This is a genomic window from Mesorhizobium sp. P2_B5 (assembly GCF_056404775.1).
In genome coordinates, this window is sequence record NZ_JBFUDJ010000008.1 from 201,334 (window position 1) to 224,137 (window position 22,804).

The window sequence follows — 22,804 nt, forward strand, 5'->3', positions numbered from 1 at the left end:
GCCGCAACCGAAACATGAATCGGAATGCGTAAAATGCCGCTTTGTCAGTAAACCTTTTGGTGTGGTTACCGCCGCGTTCAGGAATCTGGTAAAGCCGCGGTAAATGCGCGACAGCGCGTTAACGAATGGGTCTTTGACTATGGAAAAAGGAAACACCGGCCTGGTCGCCGGCCCCGACGGCATCATGCGCTGCTTCTGGCACGGCAATCTGCCTGACTATCTGCACTACCACGACCATGAATGGGGCCGGCCGGTGGCCGACGACCGCAGGCTGTTCGAAAAGATCTGCCTCGAAGGTTTTCAGTCCGGCCTGTCCTGGCTGACCATCCTGCGCAAGCGCGAGAACTTTCGCGAGGCCTTTGCCGGGTTCGACTTCGACAAGGTCGCCGCCTTCACCGACGAGGATGTCGAGCGCCTGCTCGGCAATGCCGGCATTATCCGCCACCGTGGCAAGATCGTCTCGACCATCAACAACGCCAAGCGGGCGCGGGAAATGGTCGATGAGTTCGGCTCGCTGGCCGCATGGTTCTGGAAATTCGAGCCGGGCAAGGAGGAGCGACCCGAAATCGTCGACCTCGCCCATCTGCGCGCCAATCCGACCACGGCGGTCTCGGTCAGGATTTCGAAAGAATTGAAAAAGCGCGGCTGGAGTTTTGTCGGCCCGACGACGGTCTACGCCTTCATGCAGGCAATGGGCCTGGTCAACGACCACCTCGAAGGGTGTGTTTGCCGCAAGGAGGTCGAGAAGGACAGGAAGGCGTTCAAACGGCCGAAGTAGCGCTGTCCCCTACCTCCCCCTTGTGGGGAGGTCGCGCCGAAGGCGCGGGTGGGGGGTCCCTTGGCGCTGCCCCCACCCCGACGCTACGCGTCGACCCTCCCCACAAGGGGGAGGGTAAGCTCACACCCCACTCGCGCCCGTCAAAAACAACCCCGCGACAATCGCCGCCAGCGCTGCAAAGGCCGGATAGATCACCAGCAGCCCAGTCATCAGCGCCTCGCGCATCGTCGAGCCCTTGCGCTCGTCGGCAGTGACTTCAAACGGACCGAGGCTCGCCGTCACCGGCGCACGGCTCTCGGCCGGCCGCAGCCGCACTTCATGCAAGCCGTCGTCTGTGATATCGAACTTCCGTGCCGCGGTCATGGCGCCAACCCCTTGTTTCGGCGCGCTTATCGGCTCCGATTGTGTCGGCACGATGCCGCGCCGATGGCGGAATTGTTTCCTTTTTGGTGCGTTTTGTTTCGGAGTCGGATTCGCAGGTGGCTTTGACCGTTTGCGCTGCCCCTCATTGCCCTGCCGGGCATTTCTCCCCGTATAGTGACGGGGAGAAAGATTGCTTGCGCGCAAGGTTTCGCCAATCACCAGCGCAGCAGGAGGCGCGCCGGGTTGCGGTCGTCCCCTTCTCCCCGTCCCTATACGGGGAGAAGGTGCCGGCAGGCGGATGAGGGGCGGCGCAGCGTTGGCAAAATATCGAACCGTTCCAAGCGACTTCGCGGGCGGGGTTGCAAACCCTTGCCGCTCCCTGCTGCATCGGTTAGGACACGCGCGCCGTGGAAAGCGGTAATTTGACTGATCCACGCAACGCCACGAAACGCCGAGTACCCATCCCATGGCCGACAAATCGGAAAAGACGAAAGCGCGGCTGCCGCGCGGCTTTGCCGACCGCAGCGCCGACGATATCCGTGCCGTCGAGAAGATGATGGCGACGATCCGCTCGGTTTATGAGCTGTATGGTTTCGAACCGGCCGACCAGCCGCTGATCGAATACACCGATGCGCTGGGCAAATTCCTGCCCGACCAGGACCGGCCGAACGAAGGCGTGTTCTCGTTCCAGGACGATGACGAGCAATGGCTGTCGCTGCGCTACGACCTGACTGCGCCGACGGCGCGTTACGTCGCCGAGAATTTTGAGAGGCTGCCGAAGCCGTATCGCAGCTACCGCTCCGGTTGGGTGTTCCGCAACGAAAAGCCCGGCCCCGGCCGCTTCCGCCAGTTCATGCAGTTCGACGCCGACACCATCGGCACGCCGGGTGTTGCCGCCGACGCCGAAATGGCGATGATGATGGCCGACGTGATGGAAGCGCTCGGCATCAAACGCGGCGACTACGTCATCCGCGTCAACAATCGCAAGGTGCTCGACGGCGTGCTGGAGGCGATTGGGCTCGGCGGTGAGGAGAATGCAGGGCGCCGCCTGACCGTGCTGCGCGCGATCGACAAGCTGGACAAGCTCGGGCCGGAAGGCGTGAAGCTTCTGCTTGGTCCGGGTCGCTGGGATGGTGGCAAGGAAGGCGAGGGTGACTTTGCCAAGGGCGCTGGACTGAATGAGGTGCAAGCCGAGGCCGTCCTTCTCGCGACAGCGAGGGAACAGGCGCGCCAGGATTCTAATGTGGGTGCGAACGCGATCTATCAGGAAGGCGTTGGCGAACTGTCGACCATTGAAGCCTTGGTCAGGGCGGCCGGATATGGCGAAGATCGTATTGCCATGGACCGTTCCGTCGTTCGTGGCCTCGAATACTACACTGGCCCCGTCTTCGAGGCCGAGCTTCTGGCCGAGATCCCCAATGAGGACGGCCAGATCGTGCGCTTCGGCTCGGTCGGCGGCGGTGGGCGCTACGATGGCCTGGTCTCGCGCTTCCGTGGCGAGCCAGTGCCGGCGACCGGCTTTTCCATCGGCGTGTCCCGCCTGATGACGGCGCTGAAGAACCTCGGCAAGCTGGACACCACCGATGTCATCGCGCCGGTCGTCGTGCTGGTGATGGACAAGGACACCGAAAGCCTCGGCCGCTACCAGAAGATGGTCGCCGAACTGCGCGCTGCCGGCATCCGCTCCGAAATGTATCTCGGCGGTGCAGGCATGAAGGCGCAGCTGAAATACGCCGACCGCCGTGGCAGTCCGGTCGCAATCATCCAGGGCGGCGACGAGCGCGCCAAAGGCGAGCTGCAGATCAAAGACCTAATCGAAGGCGCCCGCATGTCAGCCGAGATTACCGACAACGCCGAATGGCGGGCAGCAAGGCCTGCACAGGTGACGGTGGCGGAGGGTGAACTGGTCGCCGAGGTGAAGAAGATACTCGCGGCGCAGGCCGAGGAACGAGCGAAATGATGAGCGCCGCGCTGTTCTTCCCTTCTCCCCTTGTGGGAGAAGGTGGATCGGCGCGGAGCGCCGAGACGGATGAGGGGTGTTCCAAGGAACGCCAACGCCTCATTCCGTCACGCACCCCTCATCCGACCGAGCTTCGCTGGGCCACCTTCTCCCACAAGGGGAGAAGGGAAGGGCGTGCCTCATGACCTCCCGCCCCACCATCGCAACCGAAATCACCAGCCTCTTCGCCACCCGCAACACCCATGCGGTGGAAGTGGCCGTGTTGCAGCCGGCCGATCCGTTCCTCGACATGGCCGGCGAGGATTTGCGCCGCCGCATCTTTCTCACCGAAAGCGAGACCGGTAAGACGCTGTGCCTGCGTCCCGAATTCACCATTCCCGTCTGCCTCGACCACATAGCCAGCCAGGCCGGCACGCCGCGCCGCTATTCCTACCTCGGCGAAGTGTTTCGCCAGCGCCGCGAGGGCGGCAATGAGTTTTTCCAGGCCGGCATCGAGGATCTCGGCGACCGCGATACGGCTGAGGCCGACGCCCGTTCGCTGGCCGATGCACATGCGCTGCTGCAGCTGGTGCTGCCGGCGCAGCCCCTGGCGATCACGCTCGGCGACCAGACCATCTTCGAGGCGGTGCTTGCGGCGCTCGGCCTGCCGCGCGGCTGGCGCATGCGGCTGGCACGCGCCTTCGGTTCCGCGCCGATGCTGCAGGCAGCGCTCGCCGACCTCGCCAACCCGCCGCGCAACGGCCAGCTTGACGGCGATGTCGCGGCCCTTGTGCTCGACGGCGATCTCGAAGCGCTGTCTGCCCACATTGCTGGTGGCATGGAAGAGGCGGGCCTTTTGGCGTCAGGCGGACGCGCGCCGGCGGACATTGCGCGGCGCCTGATCGAGAAGGCTGAACTGCGCAGCGTGCGGCTGTCGAACGAAGCCTTCGCGGCACTGAAGGATTTTCTCGCCATCGACGTGCCGCTCGACGGCGCGAGTGCTGCGCTCGAAAGCTTCGCCGCCTCTGCCGGGCTTTCGCTCGGCGCGGCACTCGAAAAGTTCGCCGCTCGCGCCAGGGCGATCGAGGCGCATGGCCTGCCGGCAAAGACAATCCGCTACGACGCCGCCTTTGGCCGTCCGCTGGATTACTACACCGGCATCGTCTTCGAGATCGCGGCGCAAGGTGGTGAGCGGCCGCTGGCCGGCGGCGGCCGTTACGACCGGCTGCTGACACTGCTTGGCGCGAAAACGCCGATCCCCGGCGTCGGCTTCTCCGTCTGGCTCGACCGCATCGAAGCGCTGCGGGGAGAGCCGCAATGATCACGCTGGCAATCCCGTCGAAAGGCCGGCTCAAGGAGCAGGCGCTGGAGGTGTTGGCCAAAGCCGGGCTTGCCGTCAGCCTGCCCGGCGACGAGCGCCAGTACCGCGCCCGCATCGATGGCGCTGAAGGCATCGAGGTGGCGTTCCTGTCGGCATCGGAAATTGCCGGCGAGATCGGGCAAGGCTCGGTCGATCTCGGCATCACCGGCGAAGATCTGCTGCGCGAAAACCTGGCAGATTGGGAAGCGCACACCGAGATCGTCGCCCGTCTCGGCTTCGGCCATGCCGATGTGGTCGTGGCCGTGCCCGGCATTTGGCTCGACGTCGACACCATGGCCGACCTCGACGATGTCGCCGCCGATTTTCGCCAGCGCCATGGCCGGCGGCTGAGGATCGCCACCAAATACTGGCGGCTGACGCAACAATTCTTCTCGCAAAAGCACGGCATCCAGGTCTACCGCATCGTCGAAAGCCTCGGCGCCACCGAAGGCGCGCCGGCGACGGGCCTTGCCGACGTCATCGTCGACATCACCACCACCGGCTCGACCTTGCGCGCCAACCATCTCAAGGTGCTGGCCGACGGCGTTGTGCTCAAGTCGCAGGCTTGTCTGGTGGCTTCGAAGAAGGTGCGTGCTGCGCCCGATGAGGCGCTGTTGCGCGATATCGCCGCGAAGATGAGCGCCCTCCCTCCCTCTTGAGGCGAGGGTGGACAGCCGCCGAAGGCGGCTGGACGGGTGGGCTCGCTACGGCAGTGCTCCATCTCTGGTCAAAGCCAGACAGAGGTCGAGGCAGTTGAGGCGACCCCACCCGCCTCGCTTCGCTCGGCACCCTCCCCTGGAGAGGGAGAGGGGTACCATCGACGGGATTTCCACCGCCCCATCAGGCTGATAGGTTCGGCCTATCCCGGGAGGAGACGGCGATGGCGATCAATCTCGACGAACTCAACAACGCCACCAATCTGCGCGAGCGCGGCAGGGCGTTCATCGCTCCGCTCGATGGCCGGGCGCATGTTTCGGGCGATCGTTCGGTGCCGCTGCTCAACAAGACAATCCCCGAGCTGTTTTCCGACACGGTCAGCAAATACGCCACGCAGGATGCTGCCGTCTTCGTCGGCCAGGACAAGCGCTTCACCTGGAGCGAACTGTCGGACACCGTCGACACGCTCGCCGCCGGCTTCTTGGCGCTTGGCCTCGAAAAGGGCGACCGCGTCGGCATCTGGTCGCCCAACCGCTGGGAATGGCTGGTGACGCAGTTCGCCACCGCCCGCATCGGCCTGATCCTGGTCAACATCAACCCGGCCTACCGGCTGACCGAACTCGAATATGCCCTCAACAAGGTCGGCTGCAAGGCGCTGGTGACGGCGGCCAGTTTCAAGACCTCCGACTATCTCGGCATGATCGAGACGTTGGCGCCGGAACTTGCCAAGGCCACCCCCGGCAAGCTCAAGGCGCAGAAATTGCCGACGCTGAAGATCGTCATCCGCATGGGCGACGACAACTCGCCCGGCATGTTCAATTTCGCCGATGTGCTGTCGATGGCCGGCCGCGACGAGCATGACAGCCTCGACCGCATCTCCGAGGGGTTGAAGCCCGGCGAGGCCATCAACATCCAGTTCACCTCAGGCACGACTGGCGCGCCCAAGGGCGCCACGCTGACCCACACTAACATCGTCAACAACGGCAATTTCGTCACCGCGGCCATCAAGCTCACTGTTGACGACCGGCTCTGCATTCCGGTTCCACTCTACCACTGCTTCGGCATGTCGATGGGCACGATGGGCTGTGTCACCAAGGGCGCGACCATGGTCTTCCCGGGCGAGGGCTTTGACTCCGGCGCAACGCTGAAGGCGGTGGCGCAGGAACGCTGCACCGGCCTCTACGGCGTGCCGACCATGTTCGTCGCCATGCTCGACCACGCCGACTTCGCCAGCTTCGATCTCTCCAGCCTGCGCACGGGCATCATGGCGGGTTCGCCATGCCCGATCGAGGTGATGAAGAAGGTGGTTTCGCTGATGCATATGGAAGAGGTGACCATCGCCTATGGCATGACAGAGACCAGTCCGGTCTCGTTCCAGAGCAGCGTCGATGACCCGCTGGAAAAGCGCGTCTCCACCGTCGGCCGCATCCACCCGCATGTCGAGGTCAAGGCCATCGACGCCGAGGGAGCCACCGTGGCCGTCGGCGCGCCGGGCGAGCTCTGCACGCGCGGCTACTCCGTGATGAAAGGCTATTGGGACGACGTGGAAAAGACCGCCGAGGCGATCGATAGCGACGGCTGGATGCACACCGGCGACCTCGCAACAATAGACGCCGAGGGCTATTGCAACATCGTCGGCCGGGTCAAGGACATGGTCATCCGTGGCGGCGAGAACGTCTACCCCCGCGAGGTCGAAGAATTCCTCTACCGCCATCCCAAGGTCAAGGAGGTGCAGGTCTTCGGAATTCCCGACGCCAAATATGGCGAGGAGCTGTGTGCCTGGATCGTGCTGAAACCCAACCAGATCGCCACCGAACAGGAGATCAAGAACTTCTGCGCCGGCCAGATCGCCCACTACAAAATCCCCCGCTACATCCGCTTCCGCACCGAACTGCCGATGACGGTGACGGGAAAACCGCAGAAGTTTCTGATGCGCGAGGCGATGGTGGAGGAGCTGGGGCTGGTGGTGCAGAAGACGGCGTAAAGCGGTTACTTAGCCGCAGTTCGCGCCGGTAGGCATCTTGCCTTACCGTACAGGCTTGGCCGGGTAGTCTCGTGTGGACGTGGCCACTAATTTGCGGCAGTGAGTTCGATCTGCTCGACCCCCGCCGCGATATTGATGCCAGTTTCGCCCTCGACTGCGAGTGGTTGAAGTGCAAAGGCTTTCTCAGTTCCACCAAGCAGGACATCGGCGCCAACTCCAAGGCCCGCGGCCGCTTCCGCATCGACGCCATCATATTTTCCGGTTAGCAGGCCATTGTCCTTTGCAGCCGAACCGCTCACGACGGCCCATATGAGATGGCCCTCCTTCACGTCGCCAAGTTCAATGCCGAATTCGTTGATGGAGCCGGTGTAATTTTCCTTCGTGCCGTCATTCTTGGTGAATACGCAGGTCATTGTCTGTTTGCGCGTAATGATTTCGCCGATGCCAGTCGAGGTGTCGCATTTCAGGATACCGACCTGGGCGTTCACCGCCCAGGCTGGCGCCGTCGGGACAAGCAGAAATGAAGCGCCCGCAAGAGCGAAGAGGCGGATGAGGGAGTGGAAAAGCATATCCGATTTTCCTTGGCTAAGTTGCGATGCGTCCGATAGCAGGCAAATCTCCTTAGTAGTCGTTGGAGGCGGCTCTCTTGCCGTGCCTAGCCGGCAAGCGTGGACGTGACCTCCCGCTTCCCTTTGCGCTCGGCGCGCCATTCCTCAAACCGCTGTAAGATCACGAAGAAGGCAGGCACGAAGAGAACAGCAAGGCAGGTGGAGGCGATCATGCCGGAGAAGACCGTGATGCCGATCGATTTGCGCGCACTGGCTCCGGCGCCTGTCGCCAACACCAGCGGCGCGACGCCGAGGATGAAGGCGAAGGACGTCATCAATATGGGGCGGAAGCGGGCGCGCGCGGCCTCGATCGCCGCCTCGACGATCGGTCTGCCGGCGGCGCGCAATTCGCGCGCGACCTCGACGATCAGAATGGCGTTCTTGGCCGACAGCGCAATCAGCAGGATCAGGCCGATCTGGACATAGAGGTTGTTATCGATACCGAGCCCGGTGAGGACCAGCACCGGGCCGACCAGCGAAAGCGGCGCGGCGAGCAATATCGAGATCGGCGCCAGCCAGCTCCCATACTGGCCCGCCAGCACCAGATAGACCAACAGCAGTGCCATGCCGAACACCAGGTAGATCTGGCTGCCAACGAGCTTTTCCTGGAAGGAGAGTGCAGTCCAGTCGTAGCCGGTCCCGGGCGGCAGCGTGTCGGCCGCGGCCGCTTCCATCAGCTTGATCGCATCACCTGATGAGAAACCCTGCGCCTGCACGCCAAGGACCGATGCGGAGGGATAGAGGTTATAGAGGCTGATCAGCGAGGGGCCGACGCTTGGCGTGACCGTCAGCACTGTGCCAAGCGGGATCATATCGCCGTTCTGGTTGCGCACCGTCAGGCGGCCGATGTCCTCGGGCGACAGTCGGAACTGAGAATCGCCCTGCACATAGATCTGGAAGACCCGCCCGAACTTGTTGAATTGGCTGACATAGGTGGAGCCTAGATAGCCGGCGAGCGTCTGAAACACCTGGTCGGTGGTCAGCCCGAGCATCTGTACCTTTTCGCGGTCGAACTCGACCTTGTATTGCGGGACGTTGGATCGGAACGTTGCCGATACACGCTGGATGCCGGACTGCGTCGCTGCTGCCCTGGTCAGCGCGCTGGTCGCACCCTGCAACTTCGCAAGGTCGAAACTGCCGTCACGCAACTCGACCTGCATGGTGAAGCCGGCGGCGTTGCCGATGCCCTGGATCGGCGGCGGTGGCAGCACCAGGACATTGCCGTCCGCCATGTCTGACAGGTTCTTGTTCAGCGTCGCATAAAGCGAGGCGAGATCCTCACCCTTGCCCCGCACGCTCCAGTCCTTGAGGATGATGTAGGCAACGCCGGCATTTGCTAAAGTCGAGTTGTTGTCGAGGGCCGATAAGCCGGCGATCGTCACCACCTGGTCTACGCCCGGCGTTGCCTTGGCGATCGTCGAAATCTGCTGCAGCGTCTCCTGCGTACGGCCGAGGGACGCGCCGTCAGGCAGTTGCACCGAAGCGAGCAGATAGCCTTGGTCCTCGATCGGAATGAAACCGGTGGCCACGCGCGACATGCCGTAGCCCGCCGCGCCAATGATGAGCAACGCGATTATGCCCATCACCGTGCTGTGGCGCACCATGGATCCGATCAGCTGGGCGTAGCCGTTTTCCGCGCGCTGATAGACGGCATTGAAGCCGCGGAAGAAGGCGTTTCGCTTGTCCAGCGGCACCGGCTGCCTCAGCCAGGTCGCGCACTGCGTGGGCTTCAGCGTTGCCGCGTTGATGGCGCTGATCAAGGCCGTTGCCGCAATCACCAGGGCGAATTGCGCATACATCTGCCCGGTAAGGCCTGGCAGGAAGGCGGCAGGCAGGAACACCGCCATCAACACAAGCGTGATGCCGATGATCGGCCCGAACAGCGCATTCATGGCCGCGACCGACGCATCGTGGCCGGACATGCCGCGCTCCATGTTGTGCGCGGCCCCCTCGACCACAACGATGGCGTCATCGACGACGATACCGATGGCAAGCACGATGGCGAACAGGGTCGACAGGTTGACGGTAAAGCCAAGCGCGAGCATCGCCGCGAAGGCCCCGATGATGGTCACCGGCACGGTCGTTGCCGGCACCAGCATCGCCCGCCAGTCCTGTAGGAAAAGCAGGATCACGATCAGCACCAGCACCGCGGCCTCAAGCAGCGTCTTGTAGACTTCGTCGATCGCTTGGCTGACGAAGATCGTGGTGTTGAACGGGATCGAGTAAGCAAGGCCTTGCGGGAACTCGCCAGACAGTTCCTTCATCCTGGCCTCGACTTTGCCGGCCACGTTGAGCGCGTTGGCGCCCGGCGACAGGAAGATGGCCAGGCCAGCCGCCTGCTGGCCATCGAGATTGAAGAATTGCCCATAGGTCTGGGCGCCGAGCTCGACCCGCCCGACGTCGCGCACGCGGGTCAGGTCGCCGCTGGCGCCGGTCTTGACGATCACCGCGCCGAACTGATCGGGGTCGTCAAGGCGGCTGGACACTTCGATCGTATATTGGAAGGACTGTCCGTCGGGCGCCGGCGGCGCGCCAACCTGGCCCGCGGTGACCTGCTCGCTTTGCTGCTGCAGGGCCTGGACGACGTCCTGGGTGGTAAGGCCGCGCACCTGCATCTTCTGCGGGTCGAGCCAGACGCGCATCGAATACTGCCCGGCGCCGAACACGTTCACGTTGCCGACACCTGGTATCCGGGAGAGCTCGTCCTTCAGCCGGATGGTTGCGTAGTTGGCGAGATAAAGGCTGTCGTATTGTTTGTCCGGCGACGTCAGCGTGACGATCTCGAGAATGGAGGTCGATTTCTTCTGGACGTTGACGCCCTGCACCTGCACTGCCTGCGGCAGCGATGCGAGCGCAGTGGACACCCGGTTCTGGACACGCACCTGCGCCTGGTCGAGGTCCGTGCCGATCTGGAAAGTGACGGTCAGATTGTAGCTGCCATCCGACGCGGAGAAGGACTGCATGTAGAGCATGCCCTCGACGCCGTTGACCTGCTGCTCGATCGGCAGCGCCACCGTGTCGATCACCGAGCGCGCGCTGGCGCCAGGATAGCGGGTGGTCACTGAAACGGTCGGCGGCACCACGTCGGGATATTGCGCCACCGGCAGGCCGAAGAGCGAGACCAGGCCGATGACGACCATGAGGATCGCGATTGCATTGGCCAGGACCGGCCGCTCGATGAAGAATTTGGAGATCATTGGGCAGCGCCGTCGGCCGCAGCCGCTTCCAGCGTTTTCACCTGCGGCTCGATCTTCTGGCCGGGCACCGCCGTCAGCAAGCCGGAGACCAGGACGCGGTCTTCCGCGGTGAGCCCCTTGCTGATCACGCGCAAGGCACCGACAAGCTGGCCGATCTCGACCGGACGCTCCTCGACGACGTCGTCCTTTCCTGCAACGAGCAGGTAGCGACCCCTCTGGTCGCTTCCGATCGCTCGGTCGGGAACCAGCAGCATGTCCGGTTCTTCGCCCAGCGGCACGCGCACCCGCACGAAGTAACCCGGAAGCAATGCCCGATCGTCGTTGGGCAGCACGGCGCGCACTGCGAGCGTGCCGGTGGTGGCCGTAACCTCAGGGGAGGCGTAGTCCAGCATTCCCTTGTGCGGATAGCCTGTCTCGTTCTGCAGGCCGACTTCGGCGGGTACCTTCTTGAGGTCCTGGCCGGTCAGGCCCCGTTTGGCCATGGCGGCGCGAATGCGCAGCACGTCCTGCTCCGAGATGTTGAAGTTGACATAGATTGGCGCGAGCTGGACGATGGTCGCCAGCGTCGTCGCGCTGCCGGCGCCAACCAGTTGCCCGATCGACACCTGGCGGGCGCCGACGATGCCGGCAAACGGCGCCTTGACCTCGGTGTAGCTCAAATTGAGCTGGGCCTGCTGGACGTCGACGGCGCTCTGCTTCTGCTTGGCGGCGTCGACATCCGCCGCGGCGGCGGACTGATCGAGGGTCGATTGCGAGATGATCTTCTGTGATAGCAGCTCCTGCTGCCGCTTGAGGTCGGCTCCGGACTGCTTGGCGGAGGCGTCGGCCGAACCCTGCCCGGCCTGGGCCTGTTCGAGTGCCAATTGGTAGGTATCCTGTTCGATCAGGAACAGCCGGGTACCAGCCTTGACCTCATCTCCGTCCTTGTAGTCGATTTCCTGGATGAAGCCGGAGACACGCGCAACGAGCGGCGTCGTATTCACCGCCGTGGCGCTGCCTGTGGCCTCGAGATAGGGGGTTACTGTCTGCTTGACCGGAAGCGCTACATCTATCTTGGGTGGTGGGGGCGGCGCGTAACTGTTTTCATTGCTGCAGGCGCACAATAAAATTGCTGCAAATGCGAATGAACCAGCCGTCGGCGCGGCTCTCCTCCATGAGAAAACCATTTTGCCCCTCTGAATACTTCGGTATATATATCGTATTGCTGTGAAATTGCGTGAACCTAGCTTTTTTTTGGGAGTTTGTCATGCGGATTGCGTTAAGCGTGCTTTTTCTGGCAGCTCAGTTGACGGCCAATGTCGCATTTGCGCAGACTGCGGCCGAGCGTGAAGCCTGCCAGTCTGACTACGAGAAATTCTGCAAGGGGGTGGAGCAGGGCGGAGGCCGCATCATCAAGTGCCTGAGCGATCATCTGAGTGACCTGACGCCGCAATGCCAGAAGGTCGTCAAGGAGAATACTCCCCAATAGGGCCACCAAGGCAATTCCAGCAAAAATGCGCAGTGATTTTGCCTCCGGAATGGCGATAGAGTGCTCTAGGGCTCGGCCTATCCGACGACTGAGCGGGATCAGCGAACGCTGGCCGGCAAAGGCCCGCTGATCTCGTGGAATGTTGGCTGGATGCTTGAAGACAGGCCTACGCAAACGCCCAAGGTTGCAACATCCAAGGCCCCATCGGGCGGTTTCGGGCGATCGGTGGTGTCTTGGGTGATGCCTTTGGGTGCCTTGGCAATGGCTCTCGCGGTGAGGGCCAGCGGCCTTTCGGTCGACCAAGGATCGCTGAACCTCAGAATCCTGGTTGGCGCGCTGTCGAGCGCGATCATGTTCACCACCATTTTCGTGGTGCTCGAGCATGCCGAGGCAGTCGCCCGGCGCGTGGGGGAGCCCTATGGAACCTTGGTGCTGACTTTTGCCGTGACGGCGATCGAAGTGTCGATCATCGTTTCTATGATGTTGCACGGAGAAAACAATCCGACGCTTGCGCGCGAGTCCGTTTTCTCGACAGTGATGATCACTTCAACCGGCGTCGTCGGCATCTGTCTCGCGCTTGGCGGCTGGCGCCACCGCAAGCAGGCAATCGTCCGGCAAGGAACCAGCGCCTATCTGGCGGTTCTGATCGCGCTGACCGTCATGACGCTTATTCTTCCGTCCTATACCCAGACCACGGGTCCCGGCACGTTTTCGGCAGCTCAACTTGGTTTTGTCAGTGCCCTTTCAGTACTGCTCTATGCAAGCTTCGTGTTCGCGCAGACTGTCCGGTACCGGGAAGACTTTGTCGAGGGACAAGAGCACCACGTTTCGGCGCGAATGGCCTCTGACGAGAACATCTTTGTCAGCGCTGTGCTGCTGGTGGCCGGGCTGATCGGAATTGTTATGCTTGCCGAGCAGGTCGCCGCAAGCGTTGAAGATACGCTCGTTGCCTACCAGGTGACCCAGGCCGACAGCATTGTCGGAGCAATGATTGCAGGGCTGGTGTTGATGCCGGAGGCCATTTCGGCAATTCGCGCTTCGCTCAACAATGAGTTGCAGCGCGGCTTGAATGTCGCGATGGGTTCAGCCTGCGCCACGATCGGCCTGACGATACCGGGAGTAGCAGCCGCCAGCCTGCTAACGGGGAGGGGTTTGACCCTGGGGCTGCCGGCGGCTGACGCGGTCCTCTTGGTCCTGGCGCTTTTCACATGCGCCGTAAGCTTCAGTACCGAAAGAACCACGTTCCTGACCGGCATGGTCCATATCGTGGTGTTTTTTACGTATGTGTTTCTGATCTTTGTGCCGTGAAATTGTTGCCGGCCACTGATGCAGGGTCGGGCTATGCCGGGGCTGCATCGATGATCTGGCCGCGCCTCAATGGAACGGAATCAATCGATCTGTTGAGGCTTTCGCTCGCTGATGTTACATTAGAGAGGCTGCAGGTTAAGGAGAGGGGAAACCTATGGTCAGACGCGGTTTGTTTGCGCGCACATTTGCCATTGGAGCTTTGTTCGCGATTTCGTCGATGGCAGGCGCCTCTGGATTCGGTCTAATCGCATCAGCGGAAGCAAAGACGGTCTTCATCCAGAAGACCACCATCTACATTACGACACTTCCAACGGGCTGCGTGAAGAGCACCTATAGCGGTGGGATCGTGGTCTGGAAGTGCGGCACGAAATACTACCAGCCCTACAAAAACAGGTACGTGCTCGTCTACATCAAATAGTCGGGACAGTATGGTGTGAGGCATAAAGCCTCTTACGGCCCTACGAGGCCTGCCAGGCTGACTACGAGAATTCTGCAAAGCCATGGAACAAGGCGGCGGGCGTATGATCATGCGCCTGAACGATCATCTGAACGACCAGACGCCGCAATGTCAGAAGGTCGTCAAGGACAACATGTGACCGGCCTATCAGTGAAGAATAGAGTCGCCTCCAACGCGCATCAAACCCCCAGCACCGCCGCATCCAGCCCGCGAATGATCTTCGCCAGTTCCACGCACTCGTCATGCCGCACCTTGTTGCGGCGCCACGCCAGGCAGATCGTGCGTTGCGGCATCGGCTCCTGGAACGGGACGATCTTCAAATCCTGGATGGCGCCGGCCGGACCTGCCGCCATTTCCGGGATCAGCGTGACGCCGAGCCCATGCGCCACCATCTGCAGCAACGTCGTCAGGCTGGTCGCGCCGTAGCTTGCCATCGCCACCGGCCGCACGCTGCCGCACAGCGCCAGCGCCTGTTCGCGCAGGCAGTGGCCTTCCTCCAAAAGCATCAGCCGCTCCAGCGCCGGGCTTTCCGGCGGCACCGGCGGCGAGGCGAAGGCGGGGTCGCCGGCCGGCACGGCGAGGAAGAAGCGGTCGGCGAACAGTTCTTCGGTGACCAGGCCCGGCTGGTCGAGCGGCAGCGCGGCGATGAAGGCATCGAGCCGTCCCGTCGCTGTGTCCTCGACCAGCGATGCGGTCACCGCTTCGCGCAGTTCGAGCTGCAAAGCGGGAAAATGCCGCTTCAGTTCCGGCAGCACATGTGGCAGCAGATAGGGCGCTACGGTCGGAATGATGCCCAGTCGGAAGCGCCCTTCCATCGCTGGGCGGCCGCGCCGCGCCGTCGTTTCGACCTCGCTGATATCGCGAAGGATGCGCTCGATGCGTGGCAGCAGCGCTTGCGCCTCTTCCGTCATCCGCACCGTCTTGCCGCCGCGCTCGAACAGCCGGCAGTTTAGCCTTTGCTCCATCTCGGCGATCTGCGCGGACAGCGCCGGCTGGCTGACGCCGGCCAGTTTTGCGGCGCGGCCGAAATGCAGCGTTTGCGCCAAAGCCTCGAAATATTGCATCTGCCGGACGGTGAGACCAATCATAAGAAAAACCTATCGCAACAAACAGGAAAGGCAATTTGTTTTTATCGAGAAGACGGCCTAGTCTGGAACCATTCCAGAGTGGCGCGGCTCCCGGCCGGCCCGGAAAACCAACACAGAAAATCAGCAATTCGGAGGCTAAGATGGACGCGAACACCGACGACAACAGCGCCGGCAAATGCCCGGTCGCGCATGGAACGTCCGGCAGGACCAATCGTGACTGGTGGCCGAACCAGCTCGACATCAGCGTTCTCCACCAGCAGTCGAACCTTTCCGACCCGATGGGCGAGACGTTCGACTATGCCGAGGAATTCAAAAGCCTCGACCTCGATGCGGTGATCAAGGACCTGCACAAGGTGATGACGGATTCGCAGGATTGGTGGCCGGCCGATTTCGGCCATTACGGCCCGCTGTTTATTCGCATGGCCTGGCACAGCGCCGGCACCTATCGTATCGGCGACGGCCGCGGTGGCGCCGGCGCCGGCCAGCAGCGTTTCGCGCCGTTGAACAGTTGGCCGGACAACGCCAATCTCGACAAGGCGCGCCGGCTGCTGTGGCCGATCAAGCAGAAATACGGCCGCAAGATTTCCTGGGCCGACCTGTTGATCCTCACCGGCAACGTCGCGCTGGAATCGATGGGCTTCAAGACTTTTGGTTTTGCCGGCGGCCGCGCCGATGTCTGGGAGCCTGAGCAGGACGTCAACTGGGGTTCGGAAACCAAGTGGCTCGACGACAAGCGCTATTCCGGCGACCGTGAGCTGCAAGGCCATCTTGGCGCCGTGCAGATGGGCCTGATCTACGTCAATCCGGAAGGCCCGAACGGCAAGCCCGATCCGCTGGCCTCGGCGCGCGATATCCGCGAGACCTTCGGGCGCATGGCGATGAACGACGAAGAGACGGTGGCGCTGATCGCCGGCGGCCACACTTTCGGCAAGACCCACGGCGCCGGCGATGCAGCCCTTGTCGGCGCCGAGCCGGAAGGCGCCGGCATCGAGGCGCAGGGCCTCGGCTGGTCAAGCAAGCATGCGTCAGGCATTGCCGGCGATGCGATCACGTCGGGCCTCGAAGTCACCTGGACGACGACGCCGACCAGATGGAGCAACAACTTCTTCGACAATCTGTTCAACTTCGAATGGGAGCTGACCAAGAGCCCCGCCGGCGCTCATCAGTGGACGCCGAAAGGCGGTTCCGGCGCCGTTACGGTGCCGGACGCCCACAATCCGGGCAAGCGTCATGCACCGGCGATGCTCACCACCGACCTCGCGCTGCGTGCCGATCCGGCCTACGAGAAGATCTCACGGCGTTTCCATCAGCATCCCGCTGAGTTCGCAGACGCCTTCGCCCGCGCCTGGTTCAAGCTCACCCATCGCGACATGGGACCGGTCGTTCGCTACCTCGGCCCGTTGGTGCCGAAGGAAGAGCTGATCTGGCAGGATCCGGTGCCGGCAGTCGACCATGAACTGGTCAGCGACCAGGATATCGCTTCCCTGAAGGCCAAGATCCTGGCTTCGGGCCTCACCGTTTCGCAGCTGGTTTCGACCGCCTGGGCCTCGGCCTCGACCTTCCGCAACTCCGACAAGCGTGGCGGCGCCAATGGTGCGCGCATCCGTCTGGCACCGCAGAAGGACTGGGAGGTCAACCAGCCGGCCGAACTGGCCAAGGTGCTGGCAAGGCTTGAGGCCATCCAGAAGGAGTTCAACGCAGGCGGCAAGAAGGTTTCGCTGGCCGACCTCATCGTGCTCGGCGGCGTCGCCGCGGTCGAGAAGGCGGCGACGGATGGCGGCAATGAGGTGAAGGTACCGTTCACGCCCGGTCGCACCGACGCCTCGCAGGAACAGACCGATGTTCATTCCTTCGCGGCACTCGAGCCGAAGGTCGATGGCTTCCGCAATTATGTCGGTGGCAAGCTGCCGATGTCGGTCGAAGCAATGCTGGTCGATCGGGCGCAACTGCTCAACCTGACGGCGCCGCAGATGACGGTGCTGGTCGCCGGCCTGCGCGTGCTCGGCGCCAATACGGGCGGCTCGAAGCATGGCGTGCTCACCGACAGGCCAGGCACGCTGACAAACGACTTCTTCGTCAACCTGCTGTCGATGAGCACCGTCTGGGATCCAGCCTCCGAACCGGGCTCGCATGAGGTCTACGAAGCGCGCGATCGCAAGACCAAGGCGGTCAAATGGACGGCTACCCGCGCCGACCTGATCTTCGGCTCGCATGCGCAGTTGCGCGCGCTGGCCGAGGTCTACGGGTCGGCGGATGCCGGGCCGAAATTCGTCGGCGATTTCGTCAAGGCTTGGACCAAGGTGATGAACGCCGACCGCTTCGACATCGTCGGCTGATCGCAGCCCTCCCAACAAAAAGGCGCGGGCCGAGGCCCGCGCCTTTTTGTTTATGCTTTCGAAAATCAGTCCTTTTCGAAGATGCGCGCCTTGGCGACGACGCCGGCAATGGCGCCGCCGATCAGCGGCGCGACGATGAACAGCCAGAGCTGGCTGAGCGCGGCGCCGCCGGTAAACAGCGCCGGGCCGATCGAACGTGCCGGATTGACAGAGGTGCCGGTCACCGGGATCATGGCGAAGTGCAGCCCTGCCAAGGTCAGGCCGATGACCAGCCCGGCGAACGCCGTCGAGTGCTTTTCCGCGGTGACGCCGAGGATGACGGTGACGAAGGTGAAGGTGCCGATCAGCTCCCACAGGAAGGCCGAGCTCATCCCCCATTTCGCCACGTCCCAGCCATTGGCGCCGAAGCCGGTGGTGTGTCCGCCGGTCTGGCCGGAAACGATGATCCACAGCGCCAGCGAGGCCAGGATGGCGCCGATGACCTGCGCGATCCAATAGGGGATCACATCCTTGGCCGGCAGCCGGCCGGCAAGGAAGACGCCGAGCGTGACGGCTGGATTGAGATGCGCGCCGGAAATCGGTCCGACCGCATAGGCCGCCGCTATCAGGCCGATGCCGAACGCCAGGCCGATGGCTTCCTGGCCGAGCGGCAGGTCGGCCAGAAAGCCGCCCGTCGCCACCGACGCCGTGCCGATGAACACCAACAAAAATGTCCCTAGAACTTCCGCAAGATACGTTTTCATTGCCCTCTCCTCGTATCGATCCGCGGGTTCGCGTTTTCTGCGCCGCGAATCATGGTGCAGAGAGTATTCCCAACGCAAAAGCTTGGAAAGCAGAGCAGTTGCGCCACAGGTCATGCTTGCGGCGGCCAGTTTCCAACATTAGAGACCCTGCATCTATTTGGGATTTGTTGTCGCCGGCGGGCGGGACATTTGCCGGCCGGGAAATTCGCCGACCGCGATCGGGGTGGTCTCGTTGCCGCGAATGCGAGCGGGGTTCAATCTCGATGTGAAAGGCTCTAAGAGCAAGCCGGGAAGCTTGATTGAATGGAATGATGGATGCGACTGGGTGGACGGCTGGCGGCAGCCATTGAAGTGCTGGAAGACATTGGCCGGCGCCACCGGCCGGTGGCCGATGCGCTGAAGGATTGGGGCCTGTCGCATCGCTTTGCCGGCGGTGGCGACCGCGCGGCGATCGGCAACATCGTCTACGACGCGCTTCGCCACAAGCGTTCGGCCGGCTGGCTGCTCGGTGAAGACACGCCGCGCGCCATCGGCTTCGGCGCGCTGCTCATCGAATGGGGCCAGACGGCGCAATCGCTCAACGATGCGCTCGACGGCGACAAATTCGCGCCGCCGCTGCTCAGTGCCGCCGAGTTGCAGGCGCTGGCCGAACGCCGGCCTGAAGACGCACCGGAGGCGGTGCGGGCAGACATTCCCGACTGGTGCTCGCCGCTGTTCGAGCGAGCCTTTGGCGCAGGCTGGGTCGAGGAGGGCGCAGCTCTGGCCACTCGTCCGCCGCTCGACATAAGGGTAAACACGCTGCAGGCCGACCGCGCCAAGGTGCTGGTGGAACTCGCCGACACCGGCGCCAAACCGGCCGCTATCGCGCTGCAAGGCATCCGCATTCCGCCCATCGACGGCGATGGCCGGCATCCCAATGTGCAGGCTGAGCCCGCCTTCCAGAAAGGCTGGTTCGAGGTCCAGGACGAGGGTTCGCAGATCGTTGCGGCGCTGGCCGGGGCGCAAGCCGGCATGCAGGTGCTCGACTTCTGCGCCGGCGCCGGCGGCAAGACGCTGGCCCTGTCAGCGGCGATGGCCAACAAAGGCCAGGTTTTCGCCCACGACGCCGAAAAGGCGCGGCTGGCGCCGATCTTCGACCGCATCCGCCGTTCGGAAAACCGCAACGTGCAGGTGGTCACCAAGCCGGCCGAACTTAGCCCCCTCGCGGGCCATATGGACATCGTGCTCGTCGATGCGCCCTGCACCGGCAGCGGTACCTGGCGGCGCCGTCCCGATGCCAAATGGCGGCTGACACAGAGACAGCTCGATGCCCGCAAGAACGAACAGTCGGCGATCCTTGATGCCGCTAAAACCTATGTCAAACCTGGTGGCCTCTTGGTCTACATCACCTGTTCGGTGTTCGACGACGAGAATGGCGAGCAGATCGCCACCTTCCGCGAGCGGCACAAGGGCTTTGCCCCGGTACATCATCGCGCGCTCTGGGACATCAGCTTCCCCGGCCATGCGGCGGCCGCGCGGATCGGCAAGACAAGCGACATCTCCCTGTCGCCGGCGCTGAGCGGCACTGACGGGTTCTATTTCTGCGCGCTGCGCCGGGCGGCCTGAGCCTGGCCGCAAATCGGCAGTCTTCAGCCGGCTCTCGTCCCTTGATGGCTGGCGGCGCTTTGCTGCAGTGCAGCAAAAGCATTTGCGCGGCGTTCAAGCCTCTGCAATAAGCTTTTGCAGATCAATCAGGGCGACAGCCATGGCAGCAAAGATCGTACCGGCTCCCGACTATGAGGATCGCGTCAGGGCGTCCTTCGCGCGCCAGCAGGCGATGGCGACGATCGGCGCCGAGCTGACGCTGGTGACGCCAGGCATCATCGAGATCGAGATGCCCTATTCGGCGGCACTCACCCAACAGCATGGTTTCCTGCACGCCGGCGTGATTTCGACGGCGTTGGACTCGGCCTGTGGCTATGCCGCGTTTTCGCTGATGCCGGAAAATTCTGGCGTGCTGACCATCGAGTTCAAGGTCAACCTCCTGGCGCCGGGCCGAGGCGAGCGTTTCCTGTTTCGCGGCTCGGTGACCAAACCCGGCCGCACCATCATCGTCGCCGACGGCCAGGCCTATGCCTTTGCCGCCGACGGCGAGGCCAAGCTGATCGCCACCATGACCGGGACGATGATGACGGTGGTCGGGCGTGATGGGATTGCAGGCTGATGGCCAAAATTACGCGCATTGGCGGCAAGGATGTCCTCTTCGTCATGGCCGCGCAGGCCGAGTACGGTCCGCATCTGCAGAAACTGTTCACGCCGCTGATGACGGGCGTTGGCCCGGTCGAGGCAGGCGTGCGCCTCGGCGCCGAACTGTCCTGGCTGAAATCCGAGAAGACGCTGCCCGATCTCGTCGTTTCGCTCGGCTCCGCCGGCAGCCGCACGCTGGAGCAGACGGAAATTTACCAGGCCGTCTCGGTCAGCTATCGCGACATCGACGCCTCCCCCTTAGGGTTCGAGAAGGGCGCAACGCCGTTTCTCGACCTGCCGCTGACCGTGCCGCTGCCGTTCCGGATTCCCGACATCAAGGAGGCCAGCCTGTCGACCGGCGGCGCCATCATCACCGGCGGCGCCTATGACGCAATCGCCGCCGATATGGTCGACATGGAGACCTTCGCTTGCCTGCGCGCCTGCCATCTCTTCGACATCCCGCTGATCGGCCTGCGCGGCATTTCCGACGGCGCGGCTGATCTCAGGCATGTCGGTGGCTGGACTGAATATCTGCATGTCATCGACGAGAAGCTGGCGGATGCTGTCATGCGCCTCGAACAGGCCATCGGGTCCGGCCTGCTGTGCAAGGAACAGCCTGAAGACGAGCCGTCGCCGCTCTGAAAGTCGGGTTACACAACCCATTGCGCCGACTCGTTTCTTTCTCTAAAGGCTCGCCATGACGACAGCCAATCATCCCGATACAGTCCTGATTGTCGATTTCGGCAGCCAGTTTACGCAGCTCATCGCCCGCCGCATCCGCGAGGCCGGCGTGTTTTCCGAGATCGTGCCGTTCCAATCGGCCGAAGCTGCCTTCAAGCGCATAAATCCCAAAGCCGTGATCCTGTCTGGCGGTCCCGCCTCGACATCGGACATAGGCAGCCCGCGCGCGCCGCAGATCGTCTTCGACGCCGGCGTGCCGGTGCTCGGCATCTGTTACGGCCAGATGGCGCTCTGCGTGCAGATGGGCGGCGTTGCCGAAAGCTCAAACCATCGCGAATTCGGCCGCGCCTTCGTCGAGATCGAGAAGGACAGCCCGCTGTTCGAGGGCCTGTGGGCGCCCGGTCAGCGCCACCAGGTGTGGATGAGCCATGGCGACCGCGTCATCTCGCTGCCGAAGGGGTTCGAAGTCTTCGGCAAGTCGGAAGGCTCGCCCTTCGCCATCTTCGGCAATGTCGCGCGCAAGATGTACGGCATCATGTTCCACCCCGAAGTGGTGCATACGCCGGATGGCGCCAGGCTGCTCAGGAACTTCGTCCACAACATTGCCGGCATCGAAGGCGACTGGACGATGCGCGCCTATCGCGAGCATGCCGTCGAGACCATCCGCAAGCAGGTCGGCAAGGGCAAGGTCATCTGCGCGCTGTCGGGCGGTGTGGATTCTTCCGTCGCCGCGCTGTTGATCCACGAGGCGGTCGGCGACCAGCTCACCTGCATCCTCGTCGACCATGGCCTGATGCGCAAGGACGAGGCCGCGGGCGTGGTGGCGATGTTCCGCCAGCACTACAATTTGCCGCTGATTCTGGTCGACGCTTCGGAAAAATTCATCTCGGCGCTGGAAGGCGAGTCCGACCCCGAGAAGAAGCGCAAGACCATCGGCCGACTCTTCATCGAAGTGTTCGAGGAAGAGGCCAAGAAATTAGGCGGTGCCGATTTCCTGGCGCAAGGCACACTCTATCCCGACGTCATCGAAAGCGTCTCCTTCACCGGCGGCCCGTCGGTGACCATCAAGTCGCACCACAATGTCGGCGGCCTGCCTGCGCGTATGAACATGCAGCTGGTCGAGCCGCTGCGCGAACTGTTCAAGGATGAGGTGAGGGCGCTCGGCAAGGAGCTCGGCCTGCCCGAAAGCTTTATCGGCCGCCATCCGTTCCCGGGTCCCGGCCTCGCCATCCGCTGCCCAGGCGGCATCACCCGCGAAAAGCTCGAAATCCTGCGCGAGGCCGACGCCATCTATCTCGACGAGATCCGCAAAGCCGGCCTCTACGACGCCATCTGGCAGGCTTTCGCCGTGCTTTTGCCGGTGCAGACCGTCGGCGTGATGGGCGACGGCCGCACCTACGAATTCGTCTGCGCGCTGCGCGCCGTCACCTCGGTCGACGGCATGACCGCCGATTTCTACCACTACGACATGGCTTTCCTCGGCGCCGCCGCCACCCGCATCATCAACGAGGTCAAGGGCATCAACCGTGTTGTTTACGACGTGACCTCGAAGCCGCCAGGGACGATCGAGTGGGAATGATTCAGGCCCACTCAAACGCCGCCGAACCTACG

At 63.1% G+C, this 22,804-nt stretch carries 19 protein-coding genes; 13 read left to right on the plus strand and 6 right to left on the minus strand.

The annotated features are described in order from the left end of the window. Positions 1-139 precede the first annotated feature (139 nt). Positions 140-778, plus strand: coding sequence for a DNA-3-methyladenine glycosylase I (locus AC1D1N_RS23940; RefSeq protein WP_112561990.1), 639 nt, complete (start codon positions 140-142; stop codon positions 776-778). A gap of 120 nt (positions 779-898) precedes the next feature. Here AC1D1N_RS23940 and AC1D1N_RS23945 read toward each other — a convergent pair whose 3' ends face one another. Continuing rightward, positions 899-1,141 (minus strand): hypothetical protein, encoded by a 243-nt coding sequence (locus AC1D1N_RS23945; RefSeq protein ID WP_477351457.1) that lies wholly within the window; start codon positions 1,139-1,141, stop codon positions 899-901. A 466-nt stretch (positions 1,142-1,607) separates the two neighbouring features. On the opposite strand from AC1D1N_RS23945, the gene hisS reads away from it, so the two are divergent. From hisS to AC1D1N_RS23965, 4 genes are all read left to right on the plus strand, one after another. Beyond that, complete coding sequence (gene hisS / locus AC1D1N_RS23950; RefSeq protein ID WP_477351459.1) at positions 1,608-3,101, plus strand: histidine--tRNA ligase; 1,494 nt, start codon at positions 1,608-1,610, stop codon at positions 3,099-3,101. Positions 3,102-3,282: 181 nt separating this feature from the next. After that, entirely contained in the window at positions 3,283-4,401 is a 1,119-nt protein-coding gene (locus tag AC1D1N_RS23955; protein WP_477351461.1) for an ATP phosphoribosyltransferase regulatory subunit, read from the plus strand. Further along, a complete protein-coding gene (hisG, locus tag AC1D1N_RS23960; protein ID WP_436258376.1) occupies positions 4,398-5,099 on the plus strand; it encodes an ATP phosphoribosyltransferase in 702 nt (233 codons plus the stop codon). The genes AC1D1N_RS23955 and hisG overlap by 4 nt, the downstream gene beginning before the upstream one ends. 221 nt (positions 5,100-5,320) lie before the next feature. Continuing rightward, complete coding sequence (locus tag AC1D1N_RS23965; protein ID WP_436258377.1) at positions 5,321-7,081, plus strand: AMP-binding protein; 1,761 nt, start codon at positions 5,321-5,323, stop codon at positions 7,079-7,081. Positions 7,082-7,167: 86 nt separating this feature from the next. Here AC1D1N_RS23965 and AC1D1N_RS23970 read toward each other — a convergent pair whose 3' ends face one another. The 3 genes from AC1D1N_RS23970 to AC1D1N_RS23980 all read right to left on the minus strand — a co-directional run bounded on the left by AC1D1N_RS23970 (position 7,168) and on the right by AC1D1N_RS23980 (position 12,052). Further along, positions 7,168-7,569 (minus strand): DUF992 domain-containing protein, encoded by a 402-nt coding sequence (locus AC1D1N_RS23970; protein WP_436258378.1) that lies wholly within the window; start codon positions 7,567-7,569, stop codon positions 7,168-7,170. 167 nt (positions 7,570-7,736) lie between these two features. After that, positions 7,737-10,886 carry an efflux RND transporter permease subunit gene (locus AC1D1N_RS23975; RefSeq protein ID WP_477351464.1) on the minus strand — a complete coding sequence of 1,050 codons (3,150 nt, stop codon included), beginning with the start codon at positions 10,884-10,886 and terminating at the stop codon, positions 7,737-7,739. Further along, positions 10,883-12,052 (minus strand): efflux RND transporter periplasmic adaptor subunit, encoded by a 1,170-nt coding sequence (locus AC1D1N_RS23980; RefSeq protein ID WP_477351466.1) that lies wholly within the window; start codon positions 12,050-12,052, stop codon positions 10,883-10,885. Before AC1D1N_RS23980 ends, AC1D1N_RS23975 begins: the two co-directional genes overlap by 4 nt. Before the next feature lie 80 nt (positions 12,053-12,132). Here AC1D1N_RS23980 and AC1D1N_RS23985 point away from each other — a divergent pair, with 80 nt between their 5' ends. The 3 genes from AC1D1N_RS23985 (at position 12,133) to AC1D1N_RS23995 (ending at position 14,080) form a co-directional block, all read left to right on the plus strand. Further along, positions 12,133-12,354 (plus strand): cysteine rich repeat-containing protein, encoded by a 222-nt coding sequence (locus tag AC1D1N_RS23985; protein WP_436258381.1) that lies wholly within the window; start codon positions 12,133-12,135, stop codon positions 12,352-12,354. Between the two features lie 150 nt (positions 12,355-12,504). Further along, the gene (locus tag AC1D1N_RS23990; protein ID WP_477351469.1) at positions 12,505-13,662 is read left to right on the plus strand and encodes a calcium:cation antiporter; all 1,158 of its coding nucleotides are present in this window, start codon (positions 12,505-12,507) and stop codon (positions 13,660-13,662) included. Between the two features lie 154 nt (positions 13,663-13,816). Next, the gene (locus AC1D1N_RS23995) at positions 13,817-14,080 is read left to right on the plus strand and encodes a hypothetical protein (protein ID WP_477351471.1); all 264 of its coding nucleotides are present in this window, start codon (positions 13,817-13,819) and stop codon (positions 14,078-14,080) included. 218 nt (positions 14,081-14,298) lie between these two features. Here the strand turns inward: AC1D1N_RS23995 and AC1D1N_RS24000 are convergent, their stop codons facing one another. Further along, positions 14,299-15,207 (minus strand): hydrogen peroxide-inducible genes activator, encoded by a 909-nt coding sequence (locus AC1D1N_RS24000; protein WP_436258384.1) that lies wholly within the window; start codon positions 15,205-15,207, stop codon positions 14,299-14,301. A gap of 140 nt (positions 15,208-15,347) precedes the next feature. Here AC1D1N_RS24000 and katG point away from each other — a divergent pair, with 140 nt between their 5' ends. Continuing rightward, complete coding sequence (gene katG / locus AC1D1N_RS24005) at positions 15,348-17,543, plus strand: catalase/peroxidase HPI (RefSeq protein ID WP_436258386.1); 2,196 nt, start codon at positions 15,348-15,350, stop codon at positions 17,541-17,543. A 65-nt stretch (positions 17,544-17,608) separates the two neighbouring features. Here the strand turns inward: katG and AC1D1N_RS24010 are convergent, their stop codons facing one another. Next, the gene (locus tag AC1D1N_RS24010) at positions 17,609-18,286 is read right to left on the minus strand and encodes an MIP family channel protein (protein ID WP_112562434.1); all 678 of its coding nucleotides are present in this window, start codon (positions 18,284-18,286) and stop codon (positions 17,609-17,611) included. A 315-nt stretch (positions 18,287-18,601) separates the two neighbouring features. Here AC1D1N_RS24010 and AC1D1N_RS24015 point away from each other — a divergent pair, with 315 nt between their 5' ends. The 4 genes from AC1D1N_RS24015 to guaA all read left to right on the plus strand — a co-directional run bounded on the left by AC1D1N_RS24015 (position 18,602) and on the right by guaA (position 22,772). Continuing rightward, positions 18,602-19,891: an RsmB/NOP family class I SAM-dependent RNA methyltransferase gene (locus AC1D1N_RS24015; protein ID WP_477351473.1), complete on the plus strand. Its 1,290-nt coding sequence runs from the start codon at positions 18,602-18,604 to the stop codon at positions 19,889-19,891. 139 nt (positions 19,892-20,030) lie between these two features. After that, on the plus strand, positions 20,031-20,489 hold the full coding sequence (locus AC1D1N_RS24020; protein ID WP_023686843.1) for a PaaI family thioesterase: 459 nt from the start codon (positions 20,031-20,033) through the stop codon (positions 20,487-20,489). Next, entirely contained in the window at positions 20,489-21,154 is a 666-nt protein-coding gene (locus AC1D1N_RS24025) for a 5'-methylthioadenosine/S-adenosylhomocysteine nucleosidase (RefSeq protein ID WP_477351475.1), read from the plus strand. The genes AC1D1N_RS24020 and AC1D1N_RS24025 overlap by 1 nt, the downstream gene beginning before the upstream one ends. Positions 21,155-21,209: 55 nt before the next feature. Next, on the plus strand, positions 21,210-22,772 hold the full coding sequence (gene guaA / locus AC1D1N_RS24030) for a glutamine-hydrolyzing GMP synthase (protein ID WP_192250469.1): 1,563 nt from the start codon (positions 21,210-21,212) through the stop codon (positions 22,770-22,772). Positions 22,773-22,804: the final 32 nt, after the last annotated feature.

What these genes read in the sequence shown, in the direction of transcription:
- katG (WP_436258386.1), top strand. Translation starts at nt 15,348, where the DNA reads ATGGACGCGAACACCGACGACAACAGCGCCGGCAAATGCCCGGTCGCG.
- AC1D1N_RS24020 (WP_023686843.1), top strand. Translation starts at nt 20,031, where the DNA reads ATGGCAGCAAAGATCGTACCGGCTCCCGACTATGAGGATCGCGTCAGG.
- AC1D1N_RS23965 (WP_436258377.1), top strand. Translation starts at nt 5,321, where the DNA reads ATGGCGATCAATCTCGACGAACTCAACAACGCCACCAATCTGCGCGAG.
- AC1D1N_RS23955 (WP_477351461.1), top strand. Translation starts at nt 3,283, where the DNA reads ATGACCTCCCGCCCCACCATCGCAACCGAAATCACCAGCCTCTTCGCC.
- guaA (WP_192250469.1), top strand. Translation starts at nt 21,210, where the DNA reads ATGACGACAGCCAATCATCCCGATACAGTCCTGATTGTCGATTTCGGC.
- AC1D1N_RS23940 (WP_112561990.1), top strand. Translation starts at nt 140, where the DNA reads ATGGAAAAAGGAAACACCGGCCTGGTCGCCGGCCCCGACGGCATCATG.
- hisS (WP_477351459.1), top strand. Translation starts at nt 1,608, where the DNA reads ATGGCCGACAAATCGGAAAAGACGAAAGCGCGGCTGCCGCGCGGCTTT.
- AC1D1N_RS23945 (WP_477351457.1), bottom strand. Translation starts at nt 1,141, where the DNA reads ATGACCGCGGCACGGAAGTTCGATATCACAGACGACGGCTTGCATGAA.
- hisG (WP_436258376.1), top strand. Translation starts at nt 4,398, where the DNA reads ATGATCACGCTGGCAATCCCGTCGAAAGGCCGGCTCAAGGAGCAGGCG.
- AC1D1N_RS23975 (WP_477351464.1), bottom strand. Translation starts at nt 10,886, where the DNA reads ATGATCTCCAAATTCTTCATCGAGCGGCCGGTCCTGGCCAATGCAATC.
- AC1D1N_RS23990 (WP_477351469.1), top strand. Translation starts at nt 12,505, where the DNA reads ATGCTTGAAGACAGGCCTACGCAAACGCCCAAGGTTGCAACATCCAAG.
- AC1D1N_RS23995 (WP_477351471.1), top strand. Translation starts at nt 13,817, where the DNA reads ATGGTCAGACGCGGTTTGTTTGCGCGCACATTTGCCATTGGAGCTTTG.
- AC1D1N_RS24025 (WP_477351475.1), top strand. Translation starts at nt 20,489, where the DNA reads ATGGCCAAAATTACGCGCATTGGCGGCAAGGATGTCCTCTTCGTCATG.
- AC1D1N_RS24000 (WP_436258384.1), bottom strand. Translation starts at nt 15,207, where the DNA reads ATGATTGGTCTCACCGTCCGGCAGATGCAATATTTCGAGGCTTTGGCG.
- AC1D1N_RS24015 (WP_477351473.1), top strand. Translation starts at nt 18,602, where the DNA reads ATGCGACTGGGTGGACGGCTGGCGGCAGCCATTGAAGTGCTGGAAGAC.
- AC1D1N_RS24010 (WP_112562434.1), bottom strand. Translation starts at nt 18,286, where the DNA reads ATGAAAACGTATCTTGCGGAAGTTCTAGGGACATTTTTGTTGGTGTTC.
- AC1D1N_RS23985 (WP_436258381.1), top strand. Translation starts at nt 12,133, where the DNA reads ATGCGGATTGCGTTAAGCGTGCTTTTTCTGGCAGCTCAGTTGACGGCC.
- AC1D1N_RS23980 (WP_477351466.1), bottom strand. Translation starts at nt 12,052, where the DNA reads ATGGTTTTCTCATGGAGGAGAGCCGCGCCGACGGCTGGTTCATTCGCA.